This window comes from Streptomyces sp. NBC_00190 (genome assembly GCF_036203305.1).
Lineage (GTDB): Bacteria > Actinomycetota > Actinomycetes > Streptomycetales > Streptomycetaceae > Streptomyces.
In genome coordinates this window covers 1845735-1869065 of sequence record NZ_CP108131.1, presented here as the reverse complement: position 1 = coordinate 1869065, position 23331 = coordinate 1845735, and the positions used below count along the sequence as shown (strand labels likewise).

The 23331-nt window shown below is 72.4% G+C and carries 23 protein-coding genes; 18 read left to right on the top strand and 5 right to left on the bottom strand.

What is annotated here, in order from left to right; genetic code table 11:
• Window positions 1-32: 32 nt before the first annotated feature.
• Window positions 33-410, bottom strand: coding sequence for a DUF1844 domain-containing protein (locus OG429_RS09225; protein ID WP_328924814.1), 378 nt, complete (start codon window positions 408-410; stop codon window positions 33-35).
• A gap of 379 nt (window positions 411-789) precedes the next feature.
• Between OG429_RS09225 and infC the strand changes: the two genes are divergently transcribed.
• The 9 genes from infC to OG429_RS09180 all read left to right on the top strand — a co-directional run bounded on the left by infC (window position 790) and on the right by OG429_RS09180 (window position 10774).
• Window positions 790-1500: a translation initiation factor IF-3 gene (gene infC, locus OG429_RS09220; protein ID WP_328930204.1), complete on the top strand. Its 711-nt coding sequence runs from the start codon at window positions 790-792 to the stop codon at window positions 1498-1500.
• 104 nt (window positions 1501-1604) lie between these two features.
• Window positions 1605-1799: a 50S ribosomal protein L35 gene (rpmI, locus tag OG429_RS09215; protein ID WP_030387121.1), complete on the top strand. Its 195-nt coding sequence runs from the start codon at window positions 1605-1607 to the stop codon at window positions 1797-1799.
• 102 nt (window positions 1800-1901) lie between these two features.
• Entirely contained in the window at window positions 1902-2288 is a 387-nt protein-coding gene (gene rplT / locus OG429_RS09210; protein ID WP_007263143.1) for a 50S ribosomal protein L20, read from the top strand.
• Between the two features lie 140 nt (window positions 2289-2428).
• On the top strand, window positions 2429-3289 hold the full coding sequence (locus OG429_RS09205; RefSeq protein WP_328924813.1) for a TrmH family RNA methyltransferase: 861 nt from the start codon (window positions 2429-2431) through the stop codon (window positions 3287-3289).
• A gap of 56 nt (window positions 3290-3345) precedes the next feature.
• A complete protein-coding gene (locus OG429_RS09200) occupies window positions 3346-4647 on the top strand; it encodes a sensor histidine kinase (RefSeq protein WP_328924812.1) in 1302 nt (433 codons plus the stop codon).
• Window positions 4648-4803: 156 nt separating this feature from the next.
• On the top strand, window positions 4804-5931 hold the full coding sequence (gene pheS / locus OG429_RS09195) for a phenylalanine--tRNA ligase subunit alpha (RefSeq protein WP_328924811.1): 1128 nt from the start codon (window positions 4804-4806) through the stop codon (window positions 5929-5931).
• Window positions 5931-8459 carry a phenylalanine--tRNA ligase subunit beta gene (gene pheT, locus OG429_RS09190; protein WP_328924810.1) on the top strand — a complete coding sequence of 843 codons (2529 nt, stop codon included), beginning with the start codon at window positions 5931-5933 and terminating at the stop codon, window positions 8457-8459. The genes pheS and pheT overlap by 1 nt, the downstream gene beginning before the upstream one ends.
• A 384-nt stretch (window positions 8460-8843) precedes the next feature.
• On the top strand, window positions 8844-10184 hold the full coding sequence (locus OG429_RS09185; RefSeq protein WP_328924809.1) for a transcriptional regulator: 1341 nt from the start codon (window positions 8844-8846) through the stop codon (window positions 10182-10184).
• 53 nt (window positions 10185-10237) lie between these two features.
• The gene (locus tag OG429_RS09180; RefSeq protein WP_328924808.1) at window positions 10238-10774 is read left to right on the top strand and encodes an NUDIX hydrolase; all 537 of its coding nucleotides are present in this window, start codon (window positions 10238-10240) and stop codon (window positions 10772-10774) included.
• 3 nt (window positions 10775-10777) lie between these two features.
• Here the strand turns inward: OG429_RS09180 and OG429_RS09175 are convergent, their stop codons facing one another.
• Entirely contained in the window at window positions 10778-11680 is a 903-nt protein-coding gene (locus OG429_RS09175; protein ID WP_328924807.1) for a 3-hydroxybutyryl-CoA dehydrogenase, read from the bottom strand.
• 154 nt (window positions 11681-11834) lie between these two features.
• Between OG429_RS09175 and OG429_RS09170 the strand changes: the two genes are divergently transcribed.
• Entirely contained in the window at window positions 11835-13079 is a 1245-nt protein-coding gene (locus OG429_RS09170; protein ID WP_328924806.1) for a glycoside hydrolase family 10 protein, read from the top strand.
• 1 nt (window position 13080) lies between these two features.
• Here the strand turns inward: OG429_RS09170 and OG429_RS09165 are convergent, their stop codons facing one another.
• Together OG429_RS09165 and OG429_RS09160 are read right to left on the bottom strand one after the other, a co-directional pair.
• A complete protein-coding gene (locus OG429_RS09165) occupies window positions 13081-13278 on the bottom strand; it encodes a DUF1918 domain-containing protein (protein ID WP_328924805.1) in 198 nt (65 codons plus the stop codon).
• A gap of 57 nt (window positions 13279-13335) precedes the next feature.
• Complete coding sequence (locus OG429_RS09160; RefSeq protein ID WP_328924804.1) at window positions 13336-14286, bottom strand: DMT family transporter; 951 nt, start codon at window positions 14284-14286, stop codon at window positions 13336-13338.
• Here OG429_RS09160 and OG429_RS09155 point away from each other — a divergent pair.
• Genes OG429_RS09155 through OG429_RS09145 form a run of 3 tightly spaced genes read left to right on the top strand, consistent with a single transcriptional unit; the run spans window position 14285 to window position 17152 of the window.
• Complete coding sequence (locus tag OG429_RS09155; RefSeq protein WP_328924803.1) at window positions 14285-15754, top strand: aminotransferase-like domain-containing protein; 1470 nt, start codon at window positions 14285-14287, stop codon at window positions 15752-15754. The genes OG429_RS09160 and OG429_RS09155 overlap by 2 nt on opposite strands.
• A 31-nt stretch (window positions 15755-15785) precedes the next feature.
• On the top strand, window positions 15786-16361 hold the full coding sequence (locus OG429_RS09150; protein ID WP_328924802.1) for a histidine phosphatase family protein: 576 nt from the start codon (window positions 15786-15788) through the stop codon (window positions 16359-16361).
• A 41-nt stretch (window positions 16362-16402) separates the two neighbouring features.
• Entirely contained in the window at window positions 16403-17152 is a 750-nt protein-coding gene (locus OG429_RS09145; RefSeq protein WP_328924801.1) for an N-acetyltransferase, read from the top strand.
• 20 nt (window positions 17153-17172) lie between these two features.
• Here OG429_RS09145 and OG429_RS09140 read toward each other — a convergent pair whose 3' ends face one another.
• The gene (locus tag OG429_RS09140; RefSeq protein ID WP_328924800.1) at window positions 17173-18216 is read right to left on the bottom strand and encodes a PP2C family protein-serine/threonine phosphatase; all 1044 of its coding nucleotides are present in this window, start codon (window positions 18214-18216) and stop codon (window positions 17173-17175) included.
• A 254-nt stretch (window positions 18217-18470) separates the two neighbouring features.
• On the opposite strand from OG429_RS09140, the gene argC reads away from it, so the two are divergent.
• The 5 genes from argC to OG429_RS09115 are packed head-to-tail and all read left to right on the top strand — an operon-like array spanning window position 18471 to window position 23325.
• On the top strand, window positions 18471-19499 hold the full coding sequence (gene argC, locus OG429_RS09135; protein WP_328924799.1) for an N-acetyl-gamma-glutamyl-phosphate reductase: 1029 nt from the start codon (window positions 18471-18473) through the stop codon (window positions 19497-19499).
• Window positions 19496-20653 (top strand): bifunctional glutamate N-acetyltransferase/amino-acid acetyltransferase ArgJ, encoded by a 1158-nt coding sequence (gene argJ / locus OG429_RS09130; protein ID WP_328924798.1) that lies wholly within the window; start codon window positions 19496-19498, stop codon window positions 20651-20653. Before argC ends, argJ begins: the two co-directional genes overlap by 4 nt.
• Complete coding sequence (argB, locus tag OG429_RS09125) at window positions 20650-21558, top strand: acetylglutamate kinase (protein WP_328924797.1); 909 nt, start codon at window positions 20650-20652, stop codon at window positions 21556-21558. Before argJ ends, argB begins: the two co-directional genes overlap by 4 nt.
• A complete protein-coding gene (locus OG429_RS09120) occupies window positions 21555-22781 on the top strand; it encodes an acetylornithine transaminase (protein ID WP_328924796.1) in 1227 nt (408 codons plus the stop codon). Before argB ends, OG429_RS09120 begins: the two co-directional genes overlap by 4 nt.
• Before the next feature lie 7 nt (window positions 22782-22788).
• Complete coding sequence (locus OG429_RS09115) at window positions 22789-23325, top strand: arginine repressor (RefSeq protein ID WP_328924795.1); 537 nt, start codon at window positions 22789-22791, stop codon at window positions 23323-23325.
• Window positions 23326-23331 lie beyond the last annotated feature (6 nt).

Sequence of the window (23331 nt, the reverse complement as noted above, 5' to 3'; positions counted from 1 at the left end):
CCGGCCGTCGTGGTGCCGGGGGTGGGGCGCGATCAGCCGAAGACCGGGCCGGTGTACTTCTCGCCCGGCCCCTGGCCCGGCTCGTCCGGGACGATCGAGGCCTCGCGGAAGGCGAGCTGGAGCGACTTCAGGCCGTCGCGCAGCGGGGCGGCGTGGAAGGAGCTGATCTCGGTGGCGCTCGCGGTGACCAGGCCGGCCAGGGCCGTGATCAGCTTGCGGGCCTCGTCGAGGTCCTTGTGCTCGGAATCGGGCTTGTCCAGGCCCAGGTTGACCGCCGCGGCGCTCAGCAGGTGCACGGCCACCGTGGTGATCACCTCGACCGCGGGGACGTCCGCGATGTCGCGGGTCATGGCGTCGTAATCGGGGGCGGCGTCGGCAGCGGGGTCGGCGGGGAGGGTCGCGTCAGTCATGCTTCACACGATAAGCCGGTCGGCGGGTGCCCCCGACCGGAGCGCCGGGTGAGCGGCCCTGGCGCGGAATGCTATATTGGGTCACGACCGGCCGGAGACGTATGTCCCCGGCCCACAAGTGGAGGCTCCGATCTCCCACCCGACCACCCTCACGGGAGGCGGGTCACCGGTCAGGCGGCATCCATCGTTCCGTACGGACGATGGAAAGCTGCCCGAGTCTGCGCCCCACGGTTCGCACGTGGCGGTGCTCCGGTCGTTTTGGAGCCCCTGCCTGTGCCCGGCGGGGCTTTTTTCATTCTCCCCGCTGCGGTCGGTCTGACGGAAATACACGTCAGCGGCTGTCTGCCAGGCAGCCGTCTGGTGCTACCGAGGAGGATCCATCAGCACCGAGCCCCGCATCAACGACCGGATTCGCGTTCCCGAGGTACGGCTTGTCGGTCCCAGCGGCGAGCAGGTCGGCATCGTGCCGCTTGCCAAGGCGCTTGAGCTCGCGCAGGAGTACGACCTCGACCTGGTCGAGGTCGCGGCGTCCGCACGCCCGCCGGTCTGCAAGCTCATGGACTACGGCAAGTTCAAGTACGAGTCGGCCATGAAGGCCCGTGAGGCGCGCAAGAACCAGGCGCACACGGTCATCAAGGAAATGAAGCTCCGGCCGAAGATCGACCCGCACGACTATGACACCAAGAAGGGTCACGTCGTTCGGTTCCTCAAGCAGGGCGACAAGGTCAAGATCACGATCATGTTCCGTGGTCGCGAGCAGTCCCGGCCGGAACTCGGCTACCGACTGCTGCAGCGTCTCGCTTCGGACGTCGAGGACCTCGGGTTCATCGAGTCGAACCCGAAGCAGGACGGCCGAAACATGATCATGGTCCTCGGTCCGCACAAGAAGAAGACCGAGGCGATGGCCGAAGCCCGCGAGGCGCAGGCCGCCCGCAAGGCCGAGCGCCAGGGTGTCGCCCTCACCGGCGACGAGGCTCCTTCCGACGAGGCTCCTTCCGAGGAGACCGCCGAGGATGCAGTCACCGAGGTCGAGGCCACCGAGGCTGTCGCCGACGAGGCGCCCGCCCAGGAGCCGAACACCGAGGCCTGATTCCGGGGCAGCCCGTCTCGGATCACCGATACAACATGACGCTCCCACGAACCGGTCCGGTACCGGACCGGTGGGAGCGCCACCGACGAGGAGATAACGGCGCTATGCCGAAGAACAAGACGCACAGCGGTTCCAAGAAGCGCTTCAAGATCACCGGCTCCGGCAAGGTGCTCCGTGAGCGCGCCGGCAAGCGCCACCTGCTCGAGCACAAGTCGTCCCGTGTCACCCGCCGCCTGACCGGCACCGCGGAGATGGCCCCCGGCGACGCCGCGAAGATCAAGAAGCTTCTCGGCAAGTGACGTCCTCCGCTCCCCTGCCGGGAGCGGTGACGTCAAGACCGGGACCCCATCGAATTCGGGCCGTGTGAAGACACCCACGGCCCCGCTACAAGGAGTTAAAAAGTGGCACGCGTCAAGCGGGCAGTAAACGCCCACAAGAAGCGCCGGGCAATCCTCGAGGCGGCCTCCGGCTACCGCGGTCAGCGTTCGCGCCTGTACCGCAAGGCCAAGGAGCAGGTCACCCACTCGCTGGTCTACAACTTCAACGACCGCAAGAAGCGCAAGGGCGACTTCCGTCAGCTGTGGATCCAGCGCATCAACGCCGCTGCCCGCCAGAACGGCATGACGTACAACCGCCTCATCCAGGGTCTGAAGGCCGCCAACATCGAGGTGGACCGCAAGATCCTCGCCGAGCTGGCCGTCAACGACGCCAACGCGTTCGCCGCGCTGGTCGAGGTCGCGCAGAAGGCCCTCCCGGCCGACGTCAACGCCCCCAAGGCTGCTGCGTAAGGCTTTGCCGGCCGCGTGAAGCAGTCGGCACCCACGGACCCGCAGGCGATTGCCTGCGGGTCCGTGTGCGTTCGCCCCGCACCGGAGGGGCACACCCCCCCCGCGACCCCGCGCCCCGCGCGAGAGAGAACCCTGAGACGATGCGCACCCCCGCCGAGCTGATCTCCCCCCGATCCCCGCGGGTGGCCGCCGCCAGGCGACTGGCGCGGCGGAACTTCCGCACCAAGGAGCGCCGGTTCATCGCCGAGGGCCCGCAGGCGGTCCGCGAGGCCGCCCTGCACCGCGGCCCGGAGGGTGCGTCGACCCTGATCGAGCTGTTCGCGACCGTCGAGGCCGCCGAGCGCCACTCCGAGATCGTCGACGCGGCCCTGAGCGCGGGCGCCCGCGTGCACTACGCCTCCGACGAGGTGCTCGCCGAGGTGTCGCAGACCGTCACCCCGCAGGGCCTCGTCGGCGTCTGCCACTTCCTGGACTCGCCCTTCGAGGACATCCTGGCGGCCCGGCCGAAGCTCGTCGCCGTCCTCGCGCACGTCCGTGACCCGGGCAACGCCGGCACGGTGCTGCGCTGCGCGGACGCCGCCGGCGCAGACGCGGTGGTACTGACCGACGCCTCCGTGGACCCCTACAACCCCAAGTCCGTACGCGCCTCCGTCGGCTCCCTCTTCCACCTCCCCGTGGCGGTCGGCGTCCCCGTGGAGAAGGCCGTCGAGGGCCTGCGGGCGGCGGGCGTACGGATCCTCGCGGCCGACGGGGCGGGCGAGGACGACCTCGACGCCGAGCTGGACGCGGGCACCATGGGAACCCCCTCGGCCTGGGTCTTCGGCAACGAGGCGTGGGGTCTGCCGGAGGAGACCCGGGCCCTCGCGGACGCCGTCGTACGGGTCCCGATCCACGGCAAGGCCGAGAGCCTGAACCTCGCGACGGCGGCCGCCGTGTGCCTCTATGCCTCCGCGCGTGCACAGCGGGCGCCCGGAGGGTGCCGCTCCGTGACCCCCAGCTAGTAATGTGGCGGCCCGGGGGGCCCACTGCGCTACTCGGAGATGTGGGGTACGGGGACATGACCGTCGGTACGAACAGCTCACCCGGCGCCGCGGGGGCCGCTGACGCGGCCGAGGCGTGGTTCCCGCAGGCCCGGGCGCACGGGCAGGGCTCCGCGGCCACGCAGCCCGCCGCCCCGCCCCACGCGGACGCGCGCGACGGACTGCCCGCGGTACCGCCGCAGGCGGTGTCGGGCGGGCGGGGCCACGCCCCCAAGGTCCGCACCGGTGTGTTCCCGCAGTCCGAAGGCGCCACGGCCGCCCCGGCGTACGCGGGCGAGGGGTTCGGGATCGATCCCGACGAGCTGCCCGACGGGCTCGTCGTCGCCGACGCCACCGGGCGGGTCATCTGCTTCAACCGGGCCGCCGCCCGGATGACCGCCACCGACCCCCGGCAGGCCCTCGGCGCGCCCATCGGCCGGGCGCTGCCGCTGGAGGACCTCGAAGGCCGCCGCTGGTGGGCGCTGACCGATCCGTACGGCGGCCTCGCCACCCGCCGCGGCCAGCCCGAGCGCAACCTCCTGCTCCCCGGCGGGCGCGAGGTGCTGGTCTCCGCCCGGTACGTCCGCACCCACCCCACGGGCCCGCTGCGCCGCCTCGTCGTCACCCTGCGCGGCACCGAGGCCCGCCGCCGCACCGAGCGCAGCCACGCCGAGCTGATCGCCACCGTCGCCCACGAGCTGCGCTCCCCGCTCACCTCCGTCAAGGGGTTCACCGCGACCCTGCTCGCCAAGTGGGAGCGGTTCACCGACGACCAGAAGCGGCTGATGCTGGAGACCGTCGACGCCGACGCCAACCGCGTCACCCGCCTCATCGCCGAGCTCCTCGACATCTCCCGCATCGACTCCGGCCGCCTGGAGGTGCGCCGCCAGCCGGTCGACATCGCCACCGCCGTCGGCCGCCACGTCCAGGCGCTCACCGCGAACGGCCAGGCCCCCGAGCGGTTCCTCGTACGGGTGAGCCGCCCGCTCCCCGACCTGTGGGCCGATCCGGACAAGATCGACCAGATCCTCGGCAACCTCCTCGAAAATGCGGTGCGCCACGGCGAGGGAACGGTCACCATCGACCTGTCGCCGCATGAGAAGGGAACCGCCGTCACCGTGACCGACGAAGGCCCCGGGATCCCCGAGGAGTCGATGGGCCGCGTCTTCACCCGCTTCTGGCGGGGGAGCAAGCGCGGCGGCACCGGCCTGGGCCTTTACATCGTCAAGGGCATCGTGGAGGCGCACGGCGGCACCATCACGGTCGGCCGCGGCCCCGGTGGCGGCGCCGAATTCCGATTTATCCTGCCCGTGAGCGCCCCGGCGTACCTCACGCAGTAGCACTGCGGAGCGTCTCGCCAGGCGGCCCACGGGCCTCCTTCACCCCCAGCGGCCTTTAGACTCGTCCTTTGGCACCTTTGTGTCCTCGTGGCGAGCGTGTCGGTCGAGCGCACCGCGCGGGGATCCACCAGCCAGCCATCGGAAGTACGGGAAGAGATGTCGGCACCGAACAAGTCGTACGACCCTGTCGAGGTCGAGGCACTGAAACCGGAAGAGATCGAGCGCATGCGGGACGAGGCGCTCGCCGCCTTCGCGTCCGCCGGCGACCTCGACGCGCTGCGTGAGGCGAAGACCGCGCACATGGGCGACCGCTCGCCCCTGGCGCTCGCCAACCGCGAGATCGGCGCCCTGCCCCCCCAGGCCAAGGCCGAGGCGGGCAAGCGCGTGGGCCAGGCCCGCGGGGCCGTGAACAAGGCCTTCGGGGCCCGCACGGTCGAGCTCGAAGCCGAGCGCGACGAGCGGGTGCTGGTCGAGGAGGCCGTGGACGTCACGCTGCCCTACGACCGCGTTCCCGCCGGCGCCCGGCACCCCCTGACCACGCTGATGGACCGCATCGCGGACATCTTCGTGGCCATGGGGTACGAGGTCGCCGAGGGGCCCGAGGTCGAGGCGGAGTGGTTCAACTTCGACGCCCTCAACTTCACGCCCGACCACCCGGCGCGCCAGATGCAGGACACCTTCTTCGTCCAGGGGCCGGAAGGCACCGAGGGCGACGAGTCCGGCGTCGTGCTGCGCACCCACACCTCCCCGGTGCAGGCGCGCTCGCTGCTGGAGCGCAAGCCCCCCGTCTACATCGTGTGCCCGGGCCGGGTGTACCGCACCGACGAGCTCGACGCGACGCACACCCCGGTCTTCCACCAGGTCGAGCTGCTCGCCGTGGACGAGGGCCTGACCATGGCCGACCTCAAGGGCACCATGGACCACATGGTCCAGGAGCTGTTCGGCGAGGGCACCACCACGCGCCTGCGCCCGCACTTCTTCCCCTTCACCGAGCCGTCCGCCGAGATGGACATGCAGTGCTACGTGTGCCGCGGCGAGTCGGTGGGCAACCCCGACCGCCCGTGCCGTACCTGCTCCAGCGAGGGCTGGATCGAGCTCGGCGGCTGCGGCATGGTCAACCCCAAGGTGCTCATCGCCTGCGGTGTGGACCCGGAGAAGTACAGCGGGTTCGCCTTCGGGTTCGGCATCGAGCGGATGCTGATGTTCCGTCACAACGTAGAAGACATGCGAGACATGGTCGAGGGTGACGTTCGCTTCACCCGGCCGTTCGGGAGTGAGATCTGATGCGCGTCCCGCTTTCCTGGCTGCGGGAGTACGTCGACCTCCCCGCGGGTGAGACCGGCCGTGACGTGGCCCACAAGCTCGTCGACGCCGGCCTCGAGGTCGAGACCGTCGAGCAGCTCGGCGGCGGCCTGAAGGGCCCGCTCGTCGTCGGTCAGGTGCTGACCATCGAGGAGCTGGAGGGCTTCCGCAAGCCGATCCGCTTCTGCACGGTCGACGTCGGCCAGGCCAACGGCACCGGCGAGCCGCAGGAGATCGTCTGCGGCGCCCGGAACTTCTCCGTCGGCGACAAGGTCGTCGTGGTCCTGCCCGGCGCGGTCCTGCCCGGCGACTTCGCGATCGCCTCGCGCAAGACGTACGGCCGCACCTCGCACGGCATGATCTGCTCCGGCGACGAGCTGGGCATGGGCGACGACGGCACGCACGGCATCATCGTGCTGCCGCCCGAGCACGAGGTCGGCACCGACGCGATCGAGCTGCTCCAGCTCGTCGACGAGGTCCTCGACATCGACATCACCCCGGACCGCGGCTACTGCATGTCCATGCGCGGTGTCGCCCGCGAGGCGGCGACCGCGTACGGCCTGCCGCTGCGCGACCCGGCGCTGCTCGACGTGCCCGCGCCGAACTCGTACGGCTACCCGGTCAAGGTCGACGACCCGGCCGGCTGCGACCGCTTCACCGCCCGCACGGTGACCGGCCTCGACCCCGACGCGCGCTCCCCGATCTGGCTCACCCGCCGCCTCCAGAAGGCCGGCATGCGCCCGATCTCGCTCGCCGTGGACATCACCAACTACGTGATGCTGGAGCTCGGCCAGCCGCTGCACGCCTACGACCGCTCCAGCATCGAGGGCACCATCGGTGTCCGCCGTGCCGAGCAGGGCGAGAAGTTCACCACCCTCGACGGGGTCAAGCGCACGCTCGACGCCGAGGACCTGGTGATCACCGACAACAGCGGGCCGATCGGCCTCGCCGGTGTCATGGGCGGCGCCAACACCGAGATCGCCGACTCCGTGACCGACCCCGAGACGGGCGCCGTCACCGGGACCACGGACGTCGTCATCGAGGCCGCGCACTTCGACTCCGTGTCGATCTCGCGCACCGCCCGCCGTCTGAAGCTCTCCTCGGAGGCCTCCAAGCGCTTCGAGCGGGGCGTCGACCCGCTCGCCGCCGCTGCGGCCGCGCAGCGGACCGTCGACCTGCTCGTGCTCCTCGCGGGCGGCACCGCCGAGGCCGGCGTGACCGAGTTCCTCGCCCCGGGCGCCCCGCGCACCATCGCGATGAGCGCGGACCACCCGGACCGGGTCGCGGGCATGGACTACGGCCGCGAGACCGTCGTACGCCGTCTCCAGGAGATCGGCTGCGACGTCTACGGCCAGGACGAGCTCGTCATCACCGTCCCCTCGTGGCGGCCCGACCTCGCCGAGCCCAACGACCTCGCCGAAGAGGTCATCCGGCTGGAGGGCTACGGGAACCTCCCGTCGACCCTTCCGCAGGTGCCCTCCGGCCGCGGTCTGACCGCGCGGCAGCAGCTGCACCGCCAGGTCGGCCGCGCGCTGGCCGGCGCGGGCTACGTCGAGGCGCTGAGCTACCCGTTCATCGGTGAGGGCGTCTTCGACCAGCTCCAGCTGCCGGCGCACGACGCCGCCCGCCAGGTCGTCAAGCTGGTCAACCCGATCTCCGACGAGGAGCCGGCGCTGCGCACCACGCTGCTGCCGGGTCTGCTGGGCGCGCTGCGCCGCAACGACAGCCGGGGCAGCCACGACCTCGCGCTCTTCGAGACCGGTTCGGTCTTCCGGGCCGCCGCGCAGCCGGGTGTCGCCGTACGGCTGCCCGTCGACCGGCGTCCCACGGACGAGGAGATCGCCACCCTGAACGCGGCCCTGCCCGCGCAGCCGCGGTACGCCGCGGTCGTGCTGGCCGGCGCGCGCGAGCAGGCCGGCTGGTGGGGCAAGGGCCGCCCGGCCGACTGGGCGGACGCGGTCCAGGCCGCGCGCTCGCTGGCCGGCCTGGCCGGCGCCGAGCTCGTCGTCCGCCAGGGCCAGTACGGTCCCTGGCACCCGGGCCGCTGCGCCGAGCTGGTCGTCACCCTGAACGGGGTGGAGACGGTCATCGGCCACGCCGGTGAGCTGCACCCGCGCGTCGTCAAGGCGATGGGCCTGCCGGCCCGCACCAGCGCGATGGAGCTCGACCTGGACCGCCTCGCCGCGGCCGGTGGCGACGCCCTCCAGGCGCCCCGGATCTCCTCCTTCCCGGTGGCGACCCAGGACGTCGCGCTGATCGTGGACGCGTCGGTTCCGGCGGCTTCCGTCGAGGCCGCCCTGCGCAAGGGCGCGGGTGAACTCCTCGAATCTCTGCGGCTGTTCGACGTGTTCACCGGTGAGCAGGTCGGTGAGGGCAAGAAGTCCCTGGCGTACGCGCTGCGCTTCCGTGCGGCGGACCGCACGCTGACGGCGGAGGAGTCCACGGCGGCCCGTGACGCGGCCGTGGCCCTGGCCGGCGAGCGGACCGGGGCGGTGCTCCGGGGCGCGTAGCGCCCACTGCGAGGCCTGTCGAGGGGCGCATCCGGACCACCGGATGCGCCCCTCATCCGTTCGGGTGACCGACCTCGAGCGCCGGTGGGGTGGTGCCGGTTCCGCCGGGGCCCGGCGACCAACCGGGCGCCGGCGGAACCGGGACGCCGCCCGCCTGCCGTGGAGTGTCGGGCAGACAGCAGGACGGGCGGCGCGGTGACGGGTCGTCGCACTGTACGAGGGGGAGCCGACGACCCGAGCTGCCTCTTGGCGAGGCCCTTAAGTGAACCGCCGAACGGCCCGTCTGCGGCAGGGTGCGTATCGCATTTATGCGCGTACACGGTTCACACCCCGTGTGAACCGCGCACCCACTAGCCTGAGAACGACGAGCCCTTGGAGCGGCCCATGCAGCCCAATGTCCTGCTCGATGCCCTCCTCGCCGAGGCGGGAATGTCCCACGCCGGACTCGCCGCGTACGTGAACCAGGCAGGCCGCAGCCGCGGACTCGCCCTGCGCTACGAACACACCGCCGTCGCCCGGTGGTTGAAGGGCCAGCGGCCCCGAGGCCAGGTCCCCGACCTGATCTGCGAGGTGCTCGGCGGCCGGCTGAGGCGGCCCGTCGGGCTGGACGACATCGGGCTCGGCGTGCCCGGTCAGGCCGCCTCCGCGACCGCCTCCCCGCTCAGCGGCTTCGTCGACCGGGCGGCGGCCCTGTGGCGTTCCGACGGGCAGGCCCGGCCCCAGCTGCTCACCGCCGAGGCGGTCACCGGAACGCCCGCCGTCATACCCGTCTGGGAATGGGAGAACCCGCCCGAGGACGCCGACGTCTCCCGCGAGGGCCCGGACCGGATCGGGCCCGAGCACATCGAGATCCTGCGGGCCGCCCGCGCGCACTACGAGCTGATGTACCGGCGGGCCGGCGGGGTGGCCACCCGGGACCGCATCGTCCGCTTCCTCGGCAGCGAGACCGCGCCCATGCTGCGCGGCAGCTACCCCGATGCGCTCGGCCGGCGGCTGCACCGGGCCACCGGGTCCCTCGTGGCGGTGGCGGGGATCTGCGCGTACGACTCGGACGCCCACGGGCTCGCCCAGCGCTACTTCCACCAGGCCCTGCGCCTGGCCAAGGCGAGCGGGGACCGCGGCCTCGGGGCGTACGTCATCGCGCTGATCGTCAACCAGTCCCTGCACCTGCGCGAGTACCGTCAGGCCGTGGCCTTCGCCGAGGCCGCGCTGCGTGCCGCCGGTCGGCACACCACCCCGGCGCTGGCTGCCGACCTGTACGCCATGCAGGCCAAGGCGTACGCCCAACTCGGCGACACCCGGGCCGCGTTGGCCTGCATCCGGAATGCGGAGGCGGCGGCCGAGCGGATCAGGCCGGGCACCGAACCGGACGAGACCGGCTACGTACAGCCGGGGCTCGTCAACGTCCAGGTCGCCGAGGCGCTGCTCGGGCTGGGGGACCTCGCCGCCGCGCACGAGCAGGCGACCGCCGCCGTCGGAACCCCGGCGCACGACCGCGGCCGGGTGCACCGGCTGGCGATGCTGTGCGAGATCCAGCTGCGCCAGGGAGAGGCGGACCGGGCGGTGGCGGCCGCGGCCGAAATGGCCGAGCGGGCCAAGGGGATGGAGTCGCTGCGACTGCGCGACCGGTTGCGGGCGGTCCGCGAACAGCTGCTGACCAGCGGTTGTTCGGGCGCGGAGGAGACGGCACAGCTCATCGACGGGGCGCTGCGCGTTCCCCTGTGACGGCGCGAACTGCTGCCATGTTGCCACCAATTCGAACGGAAGGTGGCACAGCCGTGCAGTGGACGAACCTGAGTGAGCAGACTGTGTACAAGAACCGCTGGTTCGACGTGAATCTCGCCGATGTGGAACTCCCCGACGGCCGGCACCTGGACCACTTCGTGATCCGGCTGCGCCCGGTCGCCGTCGCCACGGCCGTCAACGAGGCCAACGAGGTGCTGCTGCTGTGGCGGCACCGCTTCATCACCGACAGCTGGGGGTGGGAGCTGCCCGCCGGGGTGGTCGAGGACGGGGAGTCCGCGCTGACCGCGGCCGCGCGGGAGATGGAGGAGGAGTCGGGCTGGCGTCCCGGCCCGCTCCACCACCTGATGACCGTCGAGCCGTCCAACGGGCTGACCGACGCCCGCCACCACCTCTACTGGGCGGACGGGGCCACGTACACCGGTCATCCCGAGGACGACTTCGAGTCCTCACGCCGCGAATGGGTCCCGCTGAAACTGGTGCCGGACATGATCGCGCGCGGGGAGATCCCGGCCGCCAACATGGCGGCCGGGCTGCTGCTCCTGCACCACCTCAGGCTGGGCAGGCCGTAGTACTCAGCCGTACGGGTAGAAGCCCGCGCCCGACTTGCGGCCCAGGCGGCCCGCGTCGACCATCCGCTGGAGCAGCGGGGGAGCGGCGTACAGAGGCTCCTTGTACTCCGCGTACATCGAGTCGGCGATCGAGGCGATGGTGTCCAGGCCGATCAGGTCGGACAGCTTGAGCGGGCCCATCGGGTGGGCGCAGCCCAGTTCCATGCCGTTGTCGATGTCCTCGCGGCTCGCGATGCCGGACTCGAACATCCGGATCGCGGACAGCAGGTACGGGACGAGGAGCGCGTTGACGACGAAGCCGGAACGGTCCTGGGCGCGGACCGCGTGCTTGCCCAGCACGTCCCGCACCAGGGCCTCGGCCCGCTTGACGGTCTCCTCGCCCGTCGTCAGCGCCGGGATCAGCTCGACGAGCTTCTGGACCGGGGCCGGGTTGAAGAAGTGGATGCCGATGACCTGGTCGGGCCGCGAGGTCGCGACGGCCAGCTTGACCAGCGGGATCGAGGAGGTGTTGGAGGCGAGGATCGCGTCCGGGCGGGTGATCACCTGGTCGAGGACCTGGAAGATCTCCGTCTTGACCTGCTCGTTCTCGACGACGGCCTCGATGACGAGGTCGCGGTCGGCGAACTCGCCGAGGTCGGTGGTGAAGGTGAGGCGGGCCAGGGTGGCGTCCCGCTCCTCCTCGCTGATCTTGCCGCGTTCGGCGGCCTTCGTCAGGGAGCTGTGCAGCCGGGTGCGCCCGATCTCCAGGGCCTCGCCGGTGGTCTCGGCGACCTTTACCTCAAGACCGCTGCGGGCGCACACCTCCGCGATGCCCGCGCCCATCTGGCCGCAGCCCACTACGCCGACCCGTGTGATGTCGGTCGGGAGGGTAGAGAGGTCCGTCACTTCGTGCCTTTCGCTGCTCATCCATCGCGGGTCCCCCGGGCCTGGCAGTGGTAACTGCGTTCCGGCGCCCGCCACGCCCCCCGACGTTACCCCCGACCTTGCCCGCGGTGGCGGGCCGGGGCGGGCATGCTGGGCGGACACGGAGCGATGTCACGGAACGGAACGGAGTCGTCACATGACGTACATCGGGCGGCGGGGGCTGCTGGCGGGGGCCGCAGGGGCGCTGGCCTCGGCGGTATCGGGCGGGGCGGGGCTCGCGACGGCGGCGGCGCCCGCGCGGGCCCGCACGGCGGCGGCCGCGGAGTTCCGGGGGATGTGGATCGCCTCCGTGGCGAACGTGGACTGGCCCTCCGAGAGCGGGCTCACGGCCCGGGAGCAGCGGGCGGAGCTGCTCGGCCTCCTGGACACGGCCGTGAAGCGCCGGCTGAACGCGGTGATCCTCCAGGTCCGGCCGGCGGCCGACGCGCTGTGGCCCTCCCGGCTGGAGCCGTGGTCGCAGTGGCTGACGGGCGAGCAGGGGGTGGATCCGGGCTGGGACCCGCTGGGCACGGCCGTCACCGAGGCGCACGCCCGCGGACTGGAGCTGCACGCCTGGTTCAACCCGTACCGGGTGGCCAACCACACCGACCTCGACCTGCTGGCACCCGAGCACCCGGCCAGGCTCAATCCCGACTGGACCGTCGAGTACGGCGGGAAGCTCTTCTACAACCCCGGCATGCCCGAGGTGCGGCACTTCGTCCAGGAGGCCATGCTCGACGCCGTCACCCGCTACCCGGTGGACGGGGTGCACTGGGACGACTACTTCTACCCCTACCCGGTCGAGGGCGAGGACTTCGACGACGACGAGGCCTACGAGGAACACGGGGCGGCCTTCCCCTCCCGCGCCGACTGGCGCCGCCACAACACCGACACCCTGGTCAGCGAGATGTCCGCGCGGCTGCGGGCGCTGCGGCCCGCGGTCCGGTTCGGCGCCAGCCCCTTCGCGGTATGGCGCAACTCCGACCGCGACCCGCGCGGTTCGGCCACGCGGGCGGGCCTCGGCACCTACGACGACCTGTACGCGGACACCCGCAAGTGGGTCACCGAGGGCTGGATCGACTACGTCGTGCCGCAGGCCTACTGGCAGATCGGGCACCCGACCGCCGACTACGCCGACATCGTCCCCTGGTGGGCGCGGACCGTCGCGGGCACGAAGGTGCAGCTGTACGTGGGGGAGGCGCTGTACCGCTGCGACGCGGACAGCCCCACCGTGGCCTGGCGCGACCCGGCGGAGCTGTCGAAGCACGTCCGGTTCGCCCGCGGATACCCGGAGGTCCGCGGCCACGCCTACTTCTCGGCGAAGCAGGTGGCCGCGGACCCCAACGGAGCCATGGCCCGGGTGGTCGCCGACCACTACGGTTCGGCGGTGCCCCCGCGCTGATTCAGTGTTCGGACTCTGCTGGGTGGCGGACCGTGCAGTCGGGTCCGGGAGCCATCAGGGCCTCATGACCGTCCTGGAAGCGGACCCGGTACGGGGGAGTTCCGTTTTCGCCCAGGACCTGGGTGATCTCGCCCACCTTGTCGTGCTGTCCGACGATCCTGCCGTGCTGCACCAGCTGGTCGCCCTCGGTCGCGCGCATAACTGACCTCCTCGGTGGCGGTCCGATCCGGTGCTAGCAGTTTAGGTCGTTCCTGCCCTATTTGACCCGTTGGGTCACGGCGATGCAGACGAGGACCGCGCAGGCGGCCACCGGAGCGGCGGGCGACAGCCGCTCGCCGAGGAGCGCCACCGACCAGACCAGGGTCAGCAGCGGCTGGGCGAGCTGGAGCTGGCTGGCCCGCGGCGCGCCGATCTCGGCCATGCCCCGGTACCAGACGTACAGGCCGAGGAAGGTGGAGCCGGCCGCCGCCCACACCAGGCCGGCCACCCCGTGGCCGGTCAGGTGCACCGGCTCGTACGCGAGCCCCAGCGCGGAGCCGGCGAGGCTGAGGGGCAGGCACAGCACCAGCGCCCAGCCGACCACCTGCCAGCCGGGCAGCGTACGGGCGAGGCGCCCGCCCTCGGTGTACCCGGCGGCGCACACCAGCAGCGCGGCGAACAGGTAGGCGTCGCCGGCCGAGAGCGAACCGCCGCTCTGCGCCACGGTGAAGCCGATGACCACGGCGGCCCCGGCCAGGGCGGCGGCCCAGAACCGGCGCGAGGGCCGGGCGCCGGTGCGCAGCGCGGACAGGGCGGCCGTGGTCAGCGGCAGCAGTCCGACCACCACGGCGGCGTGCGAGGTCGTGGAGGTCGTCAGCGCGAGGGTGGTGAGCAGGGGGAAGCCGACGACCACCCCGGCCGCGACGACGGCCAGCCCCGCCCAGTGCTCGCGTGCGGGCACCGGGACCCGGCATGCCAGCAGGAAGGCTCCGGCGATGACGGCCGCGAGGGCGCTGCGCAGGGCGACCAGCGACCAGGGTCCGAAGCTCTCCAGGCCCCAGGCGGTGGAGGGGAAGGTCAGGGAGAAGGCGATCACGCCGAGCAGGGCGAGGACGGTGCCGCGCCGGCCGGACGCGCGGCCTCCGGGCGCGTGGCTCTCACGCTGATGGGCCTCGGCACTCTCGACCGCTATCGTCACCGGAGTGGTAGCGCTATTCTGTGCTGTCATGTACGAGCGTAGCAGTGTGGCGGAACTGGCCGATTCTCTGCGGTCCGAGCTCAACCGCTACTCAGTAGGTGGAAAGCTCCCGTCGAGCCGTGCCCTGGTCGAGCACTACCGGGTCAGTCCCGTCACCGTCTCCCGGGCCCTCGCCCAGCTCGCCGCCGAGGGCCTGGTCGTCACCCGGCCCGGCGCCGGGGTCTTCCGCGCCCGGCCGCGTACGTCCGCCCCCGCGCCCGGGGACACCTCGTGGCAGGAGGTCGCCCTCAGCGTGGAAGGGGCCGGGGAGGTCGTCCCGCGTTCCGTGGACGCCAGCGGGGTGCTGACCACGCTGGCCGCGCCGCCGCCCGGGGTGATCGAGCTCAACAGCGGCTACCTGCACCCCTCCCTCCAGCCCGAGCGGGCCATGGCGGCCGCGCTGGCCCGGGCCGGGCGGCGGCCCGGGGCGTGGGGGCGGCCGCCCGTCGAGGGGCTGCCCGAGCTGCGCGACTGGTTCGCCCGGGAGATCGGCGGATCGGTCGTCGCCGCCGACGTGCTGGTCACCGCGGGCGGGCAGAGCGCGCTGTCCACCGCCCTGCGGGCGCTCGCCCCGCCCGGGGCGCCGATCCTGGTGGAGTCCCCGACCTACCCCGGGCTGCTGGCCATCGCCCGCGCCTCCGGATGCCGGCCCGTGCCGGTTCCGGTCGACACCGACGGGGTCCGGCCCGAGCTGCTCGCCGCCGCCTTCGAAGCGACCGGGGCGCGGGTCTTCGTATGCCAGCCGCTGTTCCAGAACCCGACCGGGACGGTGCTGGCCTCCGGGCGGCGGGGCGAGGTGCTGCGGATCGCCCGGGCCGCCGGGGCCTTCGTCGTCGAGGACGACTACGCGCGCGCCCTGGCCCACGAGGACGCCGGGCCGCTGCCCGCGACACTGGCCGCCGAGGACGCGGACGGGGTGGTGGTGCACGTCCGGTCCCTGACCAAGGCCACCTCGCCCAGCCTGCGGGTGGGCGCCCTCGCGGCCCGGGGGCCGGTCGTGGACCGGCTGCGCGCCATCCAGGTCGTGGACAGCTTCTTCGTACCCCGGCCGCTTCAGGAAGCCGCCCTGGAGCTGGTCGGCGCACCCGCCTGGCCGCGCCACCTGCGGACCGTGGCCGCCGAGCTGCGCCACCGGCGGGACGTGCTCGCGGGGGCCCTGCGGCGGGAGCTGCCCGGGCTGGAACTGCCGCACCTGCCTTCGGGCGGCTACCAGTTGTGGGTACGCCCGGCCGGCGGGGAGGACGACGCCGGCTTCACGGCGGCGGCCCTGCGCGCCGGGGTCGCGGTCGCGCCCGGCCGCCCGTACTTCTGCGCGGAACCGCCGGGTCCGTACGTACGGCTCAGCTTCGCCGGGGTCTCCGGCCCCGGCGAACTGGTGGAGGCGGTCCGGCGGCTGAAGGGCAGGCCGGCGGACGGGTCGACGCACGGACCGGCGCAAGGCCTCGGCTCAGACGCTTGACCCCGTGCGCCGCGCGGCTCACCATCACCGCATGCACGTTCGGGTTTCGCTCGTCGCGGCAGCCCGCAGTTCCTCGCTGCTCGCCGAGCGCTTCGACGACGACCGGCCGCTGGACGGCCCGGGCCGCCGGTCGCTGGAGTACGCCGCCCACGGGCTCGTGCCGCTGGGCGCGGCCGAGCTGCGCTACTGCTCGCCGACCCCGCGCAGCCGGGCCACCGGCGAGGCCCTGGGGTTCGCGCCCCTCGCGCAGCCCGCGCTCCGCGAGTGCGACATGGGCCGCTGGCGGGGGCTGACCCTCGCCGAAGTGACCGCGCACGAACCGGGGGCGGTGGACCTCTGGCTGACCGACCCGCGGGCCGCCCCGCACGGCGGGGAGTCGCTGCTCGCCTTCATCGCCCGGATCGGCGGCTGGCTGGACACCAGGCCGGCCGATGACGGGGGCCGGATCGTGGCGGTGGCGGAGCCCTCCGTGGTCCGGGCGGCCCTCGTCTACGCGCTGAAGGCGCCACCGCTGACCTACTGGAACGTGGACGTGCGGCCGCTGTCCACGATGACCCTGACGGGCTGGTCGGGGCGCTGGCACCTCTCCCTCCAGGCGCCCGTGTAAATCGATTGCACCCCCCCACGGCACCTCCCTAACCTGCGACGATGACCGGAATCATGATCAGCACCATCGCGGAGCGGCCCGAACTGGCGGCACGGCTCTGGGACATGAAGGACTCCTGGCCCGAGTTCGCCCAGCACGACTCACTGGCCTGGCTGCTGTACCCGCGGATGGTGGCCGAGTTCCCGGAGTACGTCCTGATAGCCACGGACGGCGACGCGGTGGTCGCCCGCGGCTTCAGCCTGCCCTTCGCGCAGCACGCACCGGGCCGCGACGGGGTGCTGCCCGCGCAGGGCTGGGACCGGATCCTGATGTGGGCCTTCTCCGACCGCCGACGTGGCGTCGAACCCGACACCGTGAGCGCGATCGAGATCAGCATCGCCACCGGCCGGCAGGGCGAGGGGCTGTCCGGCATGATGCTGGCCGCGATGCGGGAGAACGCGCGTGCCCGAGGCTTCGCGGAGGCGGTGGCCCCCGTCCGCCCCAGCGGAAAACCGGCCGAGCCGGACACCTCGATCCACGAGTACGCGTACCGGACCCGCGAAGACGGGCTCCCCCACGACCCCTGGCTGCGCGTCCACGTCCGCGCGGGCGGCGTCATCGACTCGGTGGCCCCGCTCTCGATGACGATCACCGGCTCGCTCGCGCAGTGGCGCGACTGGACGGGACTGCCCTTCGACACGCCCGGCCCGGTCCACGTCCCGGGCGCCCTCGCCCCGGTCCGCTGCGAACCGGAACAGGGCTACGCGGTCTACGTGGAGCCGAACGTCTGGGTCCGCCACCCGCTCGGCTGACGAACGGGGGCGGGGGGACTTCACGCGAGCCGGTCGACGAGGATCATCGCCACGTCGTCCGTCAGGCGGCCCTCGGTGTGGCGGACCAGTGCCTCGTGCAGTTCGTCCAGGAACTCCTGTGGGGAGGTGCCGGCGGGTATCTGCTCCATGGTCTGCGGCAGGGGGAGGAAGCCGTTGTCACGATCGCGGGCCTCGATCACGCCGTCGGTGTAGAGCAGCAGCCGGTCACCGGGCAGGAACGGGTAGCTCTCGGGCCTGGCCGGAGGACCGCTGACGAGGTCTTCGAGACCGAGCGGCGGCAGTGGCGAGGCGGGCGTCAGGGCCCGGACCCTGCCCTGGTGCAGCACCAGGGCGGGCGGATGGCCGCGGTTGACCAGGTGCACCACCGGCTCTTCCGGCACCTGGGCGATGAGCGCGGTGGTGAATCCCTCCATGAGGACTTCGGGAAGTTCTGCCTGGGAGTAGGTACCCGGTACGGCGGCCTCCCGCCGCAGCGCGGCCGAGCAATGGTTCATGACCTCCTGCAGTTCGTCCTCGTAGTGGACGGCCTCCCGGAACGCGCCCAATGCCACCGCGACCGCGCGGATGGCCGACAGCCCCTTCCCCCGGACGTCCCCCACGATCAGGCGGACGCCGTAGCGCGTCTGCACGGCCTCGTACAGATCGCCGCCTATCTGCGCCCCCGTCCCGGCCGCGAGGCACAGGCTGGCCGCCCGTACCGGGCCCAGGAGCTCGGGGACGGGCCGCAGGACGACCTCCTGAGCCGCCACCGCGATCCGGCGGACCTGCTCGAGCTCGCTCTGCCTGCGGGTGCGCACCGCTTTGCTCAGCATGACACTGGCCACGGACACCAAGATGATCGCCAGGAAGTTGCCGATGATCAGCTGGGTCTGGGTTCCCCACGAGTGGTTGTAGGTCGCGGAGGTCGCGTTCACACTCGCGGCGAGGGCTGCCGCGGACAGCGTGCCCAGCGGGCCCATCGTCAGCGCGGCGAGCGCCGGCGTCGTGGTGAGCATGGGGCCGGTGACCAGTTCGTGTGCGGGCGAGAGTTCGACGCTCAGCACGCCCAGCGCGATCGCGAAAGGCGCGCACTTCGCCAGTGTGAACAGGACCGAGCCGTGACGGCCCGCTCCTGTTCGAGAGGACGCCCCTTGCCGAACGCGCGCGCGAGGATGTGACCCCATGGGAACAGCCTGCCTCGGGGAAGCCGCCACGGCCTCCCGGAACCGTGACCGCATTTCCCGGGCCGGCCGGGTGATCCGAGCTTTGCATAAAAGTGCGTCGGTACGTATAGTCATGCCATCGATGAGGAGGTCCGATGGTGGTACGTGTAGCGGTGGCCGGAGCGAGTGGATACGCGGGCGGTGAACTCCTGCGCCTGCTCCTCTCTCACCCCGAGGTGGAGATCGGCGCGCTGACCGGCAACTCCAACGCCGGACAGCTCCTCGGCTCCCTGCAGCCGCACCTCGTGCCGCTCGCGGGGCGGACCCTGGAGGCGACCGACGCCGAGGTCCTCGCGGGCCACGACGTCGTGTTCCTCGCGCTCCCGCACGGCCAGTCCGCCGCCGTCGCCGCCCAGCTCGGCGAGGACGTCCTCGTCGTCGACATGGGCGCCGACCACCGGCTCAAGAGCTCGGCCGACTGGGACCGGTTCTACGGCGCCCCGCACGCCGGGACCTGGCCCTACGGGCTCCCCGAGCTGCCCGGCGGGCGCGCCGCGCTACAGGGCGCCAAGCGGATCGCCGTCCCCGGCTGCTTCCCCACCGCCGTCTCCCTCGCGCTGTTCCCCGCGTACCAGGCGCGGCTCGCCGGGCCGGAGGCCGTCGTCGTCGCCGCCACCGGCACCTCGGGCGCGGGCAAGGCGCTCAAGACCCACCTGCTCGGCGCCGAGGTCATGGGCAGCGTCACCCCGTACGGAGTGGGCGGCGGCCACCGGCACACCCCCGAGATGGTGCAGAACCTGTCCCCGCTCGCGGGCACCGAGGTCAGCGTGTCGTTCACGCCGACCCTCGTGCCGATGGCCCGCGGCATCCTCGCCACCTGCTCCGCCAAGGCCCTTCCCGGCACCACCGCCGAATCGCTGCGCGCCGCCTACGAGAAGGCGTACGCCGACGAGCCCTTCGTACGGCTGCTGCCCGAGGGCCAGTGGCCGTCCACCAAGTCCGTCCACGGATCCAACGCCGTTCACCTGCAGGTCGCCCACGACGAGTCCGCGCAGCGCATCATCGCCATCAGCGCCATCGACAACCTGACCAAGGGCACCGCCGGCGGCGCGGTACAGAGCATGAACATCGCCCTCGGGCTTCACGAGAGCCTGGGGCTTTCCACGATCGGAGTGGCACCGTGAGCGTCACGGCAGCACAGGGATTCACCGCGGCCGGCATCGCCGCCGGGATCAAGGAGAACGGCAACCCGGACCTCGCCCTCGTGGTCAACCACGGGCCGCGGCTCTCCGCCGCGGGCGTCTTCACCTCCAACCGCGTCAAGGCCGCGCCCGTGCACTGGTCCGAGCAGGTCCTGCGCGGCGCCACGGTGAGCGCGGTCGTCCTGAACTCCGGCGGCGCCAACGCCTGCACCGGCCCCAAGGGCTTCCAGGACACCCACGCCACCGCCGAGAAGGTCGCCGAGACGCTCGGAGCGGACTTCAACGCCGGCGAGGTCGCGGTCGCGTCCACCGGCCTGATCGGTGTCCTGCTCCCCATGGACAAGCTGCTCCCGGGCATCGAGACCGCCGCGGCCGCCCTGTCGGCGGACGGCGGCGAGGCCGCGGCCATCGCCATCAAGACCACCGACACCGTGCACAAGACGGCCACCGTCTCCCAGGGAGGCTGGACCGTCGGCGGCATGGCCAAGGGCGCGGGCATGCTCGCCCCGGGCCTGGCCACCATGCTCGTCGTCCTCACCACCGACGCCGACGTGGACAGCCCCGCCCTCGACCGGGCGCTGCGCTCCGCCACCCGCACCACCTTCGACCGGGTCGACTCCGACGGCTGCATGTCCACCAACGACACGGTGCTGCTGCTCGCCTCCGGCGCCTCCGGCCAGGTGCCCGCGTACGAGGAGTTCGCCGAGGCCGTACGCACCGTCTGCGACGACCTCGCCCGCCAGCTGATCGGCGACGCCGAAGGCGCCAGCAAGGACATCCGCATCGAGGTGATCGGCGCGGCCGACGAGGACGACGCGGTCGAGGTCGGCCGGTCCATCGCCCGGAACAACCTGCTCAAGTGCGCCATCCACGGCGAGGACCCGAACTGGGGCCGGGTGCTCTCCGCCATCGGCACCACCAAGGCGGCCTTCGACCCGGACCGGCTGAACGTCGCGATCAACGGCGTCTGGGTCTGCAAGAACGGCTCGGTCGGCGAGGACCGCGACCTGGTCAGCATGAAGGACCGGGAGGTCCGCATCACCGCCGACCTGTCCACCGGCGGCGCATCCGCCGTCATCTGGGCCAACGACCTGACCGCCGAGTACGTCCACGAGAACAGCGCCTACAGCTCATGAGCACCGCCAGGAAGCACACCGCTCTCCCCAAGGCGGAGATCCTCATCGAAGCCCTGCCCTGGCTCACCCGGCACAACGGCAAGGTCGTCGTCATCAAGTTCGGCGGCAACGCCATGATCGACCAGGACCTCAAGGCCGCCTTCGCCCAGGACGTGGTCTTCCTGCGCCAGGCGGGCCTGAAGCCCGTCGTGGTGCACGGCGGCGGCCCCCAGATCAACGCCCAGCTCGACAAGCAGGGCCTGGTCAGCGAATTCAAGGCGGGCCTGCGCGTCACGACCCCCGAGGCCATGGACGTCGTACGGATGGTCCTGGCGGGCCAGGTCCAGCGCGAGCTGGTCGGCCTGCTCAACCAGCACGGGCCGCTCGCCGTAGGCCTGACCGGCGAGGACGCCCACACCATCACCGCCACCAAGCACAGCCCGGAGATCGACGGCGAGGTCGTCGACATCGGGCGGGTCGGCGAGATCACCGCCATCGACACCGGCGCGATCGAGGCACTGCTGGCGGACGGCCGGATCCCGGTCATCTCCTCCATCGCGCGCAGCGCCGACGACCACCACGTGTACAACGTGAACGCCGACACGGCCGCCGCGGCGCTGGCCGCCGCGCTCGGCGCCGAAACGCTGATGGTCCTCACCGACGTCGAGGGCCTCTACGCGGACTGGCCCAACAGCGACGAGGTCATCAGCAGGCTCACCGTCAGCGAGCTGGAGAAGCTGCTGCCCGAGCTGTCCAGCGGCATGGTGCCCAAGATGCAGGGCTGCCTGCACGCCGTCCGGGGCGGCGTCAGCACCGCCCGCGTGATCGACGGACGGGTCCAGCACTCGATCCTGCTGGAAATCTTCACGGACGAGGGAATCGGCACGATGGTCGTGCCCGACGAGCAGCAAGGGGGAGCGCAGTGACCGGCGATCAGGAGACCGGCCATCAGGAGACCGGCAACCAGCGGTACAGCGCCCGTTGGCAGGGCGCGCTGACCAACAACTACGGCACCCCGGCGCTGGCCCTCGTACGCGGTGAGGGCGCCCAGGTCTGGGACGCGGACGGCAAGCAGTACACCGACTTCGTCGGCGGCATCGCGGTCAACGCCCTCGGCCACGCCCACCCGGCGATCGTCGCGGCCGTGACCGGCCAGATCTCGACGCTGGGCCACGTCTCCAACCTCTACGCCTCCGAGCCGGTCATCGCGCTCGGCGAGCGGCTGCTCCAGCTCTTCGGCCGCCCCGGCAAGGTCTTCTTCTGCAACTCCGGCGCGGAGGCGGTCGAAGCCGCCTTCAAGATCGGCAGGCTGACCGGGCGGACCCACATGGTCGCCACCTCCGGCGGATTCCACGGCCGGACCATGGGCGCCCTCGCCCTCACCGGCCAGCCGACGAAGCAGGACCCCTTCCTGCCGCTGCCCGGTGACGTCACGCACGTCCCCTACGGCGACGTGGAGGCCCTGCGCGCCGCCGTCACCGAGCAGACCGCGCTCGTCGTCATCGAGCCCGTCCAGGGCGAGAACGGTGTCGTCGTGCCCCCCGCCGGCTACCTGACGGCCGCCCGCGAGATCACCCGCGCCACCGGCACCCTCCTCGTCCTCGACGAGGTGCAGACCGGCATCGGCCGGTGCGGCCAGTGGTTCGAGCACCAGGCCCACGAGGGCGTCGAGCCCGACCTGGTCACCCTCGCCAAGGGGCTGGGCGGCGGTCTGCCCATCGGCGCCGTCGTCGCCTTCGGCCCGGCCGCGGACCTGCTCCGGCCCGGCCAGCACGGCACCACCTTCGGCGGGAACCCGGTGGCCTGCGCCGCGGGCCTCGCCGTCATCGACACCATCGCGACCGAAGGCCTGCTCGACCAGGTCAAGGCGCGCGGCGAGCGGCTGCGCTCCGGAATCGAGTCTTCCGCCCATCCGCTGGTCTCCCACGTCCGCGGCGCGGGCCTTCTCCTGGGTATCGTGCTGACCGAGCCCCTCGCACCCCGGGTGCAACAGGCGGCTCAGGACGCCGGCTACCTGGTCAACGCGCCCGCCCCCGACGTCGTACGGCTCATGCCTCCGTACGTACTCTCCGAGGCCGAGGCGGACGCGTTCCTCCGGGACCTGCCCGGCATCCTCGACGCAGCCAACGGGGACGGATCCGGAGAATGAGACGACGATGAGTCAGGCGCAGGACAACGAGTACGGCGGGCAGGCCGTCCCGCAGACCCGCACCGCCCGCCACCGCCGGATCGTGGACATCCTCAACCGGCAGCCGGTCCGCTCCCAGAGCCAGCTGGCCAAGCTGCTCGCCGACGACGGGCTGAGCGTCACCCAGGCGACGCTCTCCCGCGACCTCGACGAGCTGGGCGCGGTGAAGATCCGCAACACCGGCGGCGAGCTGATCTACGCGGTGCCCAGCGAGGGCGGTTTCCGCACCCCGCAGGCCCCGCTCGGCGAGTCCGCGAAGGAGGAGCGCATGCGGCGCCTCTCCGGGGAGCTGCTGATCTCGGCGGAGGCTTCGGCGAACCTCGTGGTCCTGCGCACCCCGCCGGGTGCGGCGCAGTTCCTCGCCTCCGCGATCGACCAGGCCGAACTCCGGGAGATCCTCGGCACGATCGCGGGCGACGACACCCTGATGCTGATCAGCCGTGACCCGGCGGGCGGCCAGGCCCTGGCCGACCACCTCCTGCGCCTGGCCCAGAAGGAAGGCTGACCCGCG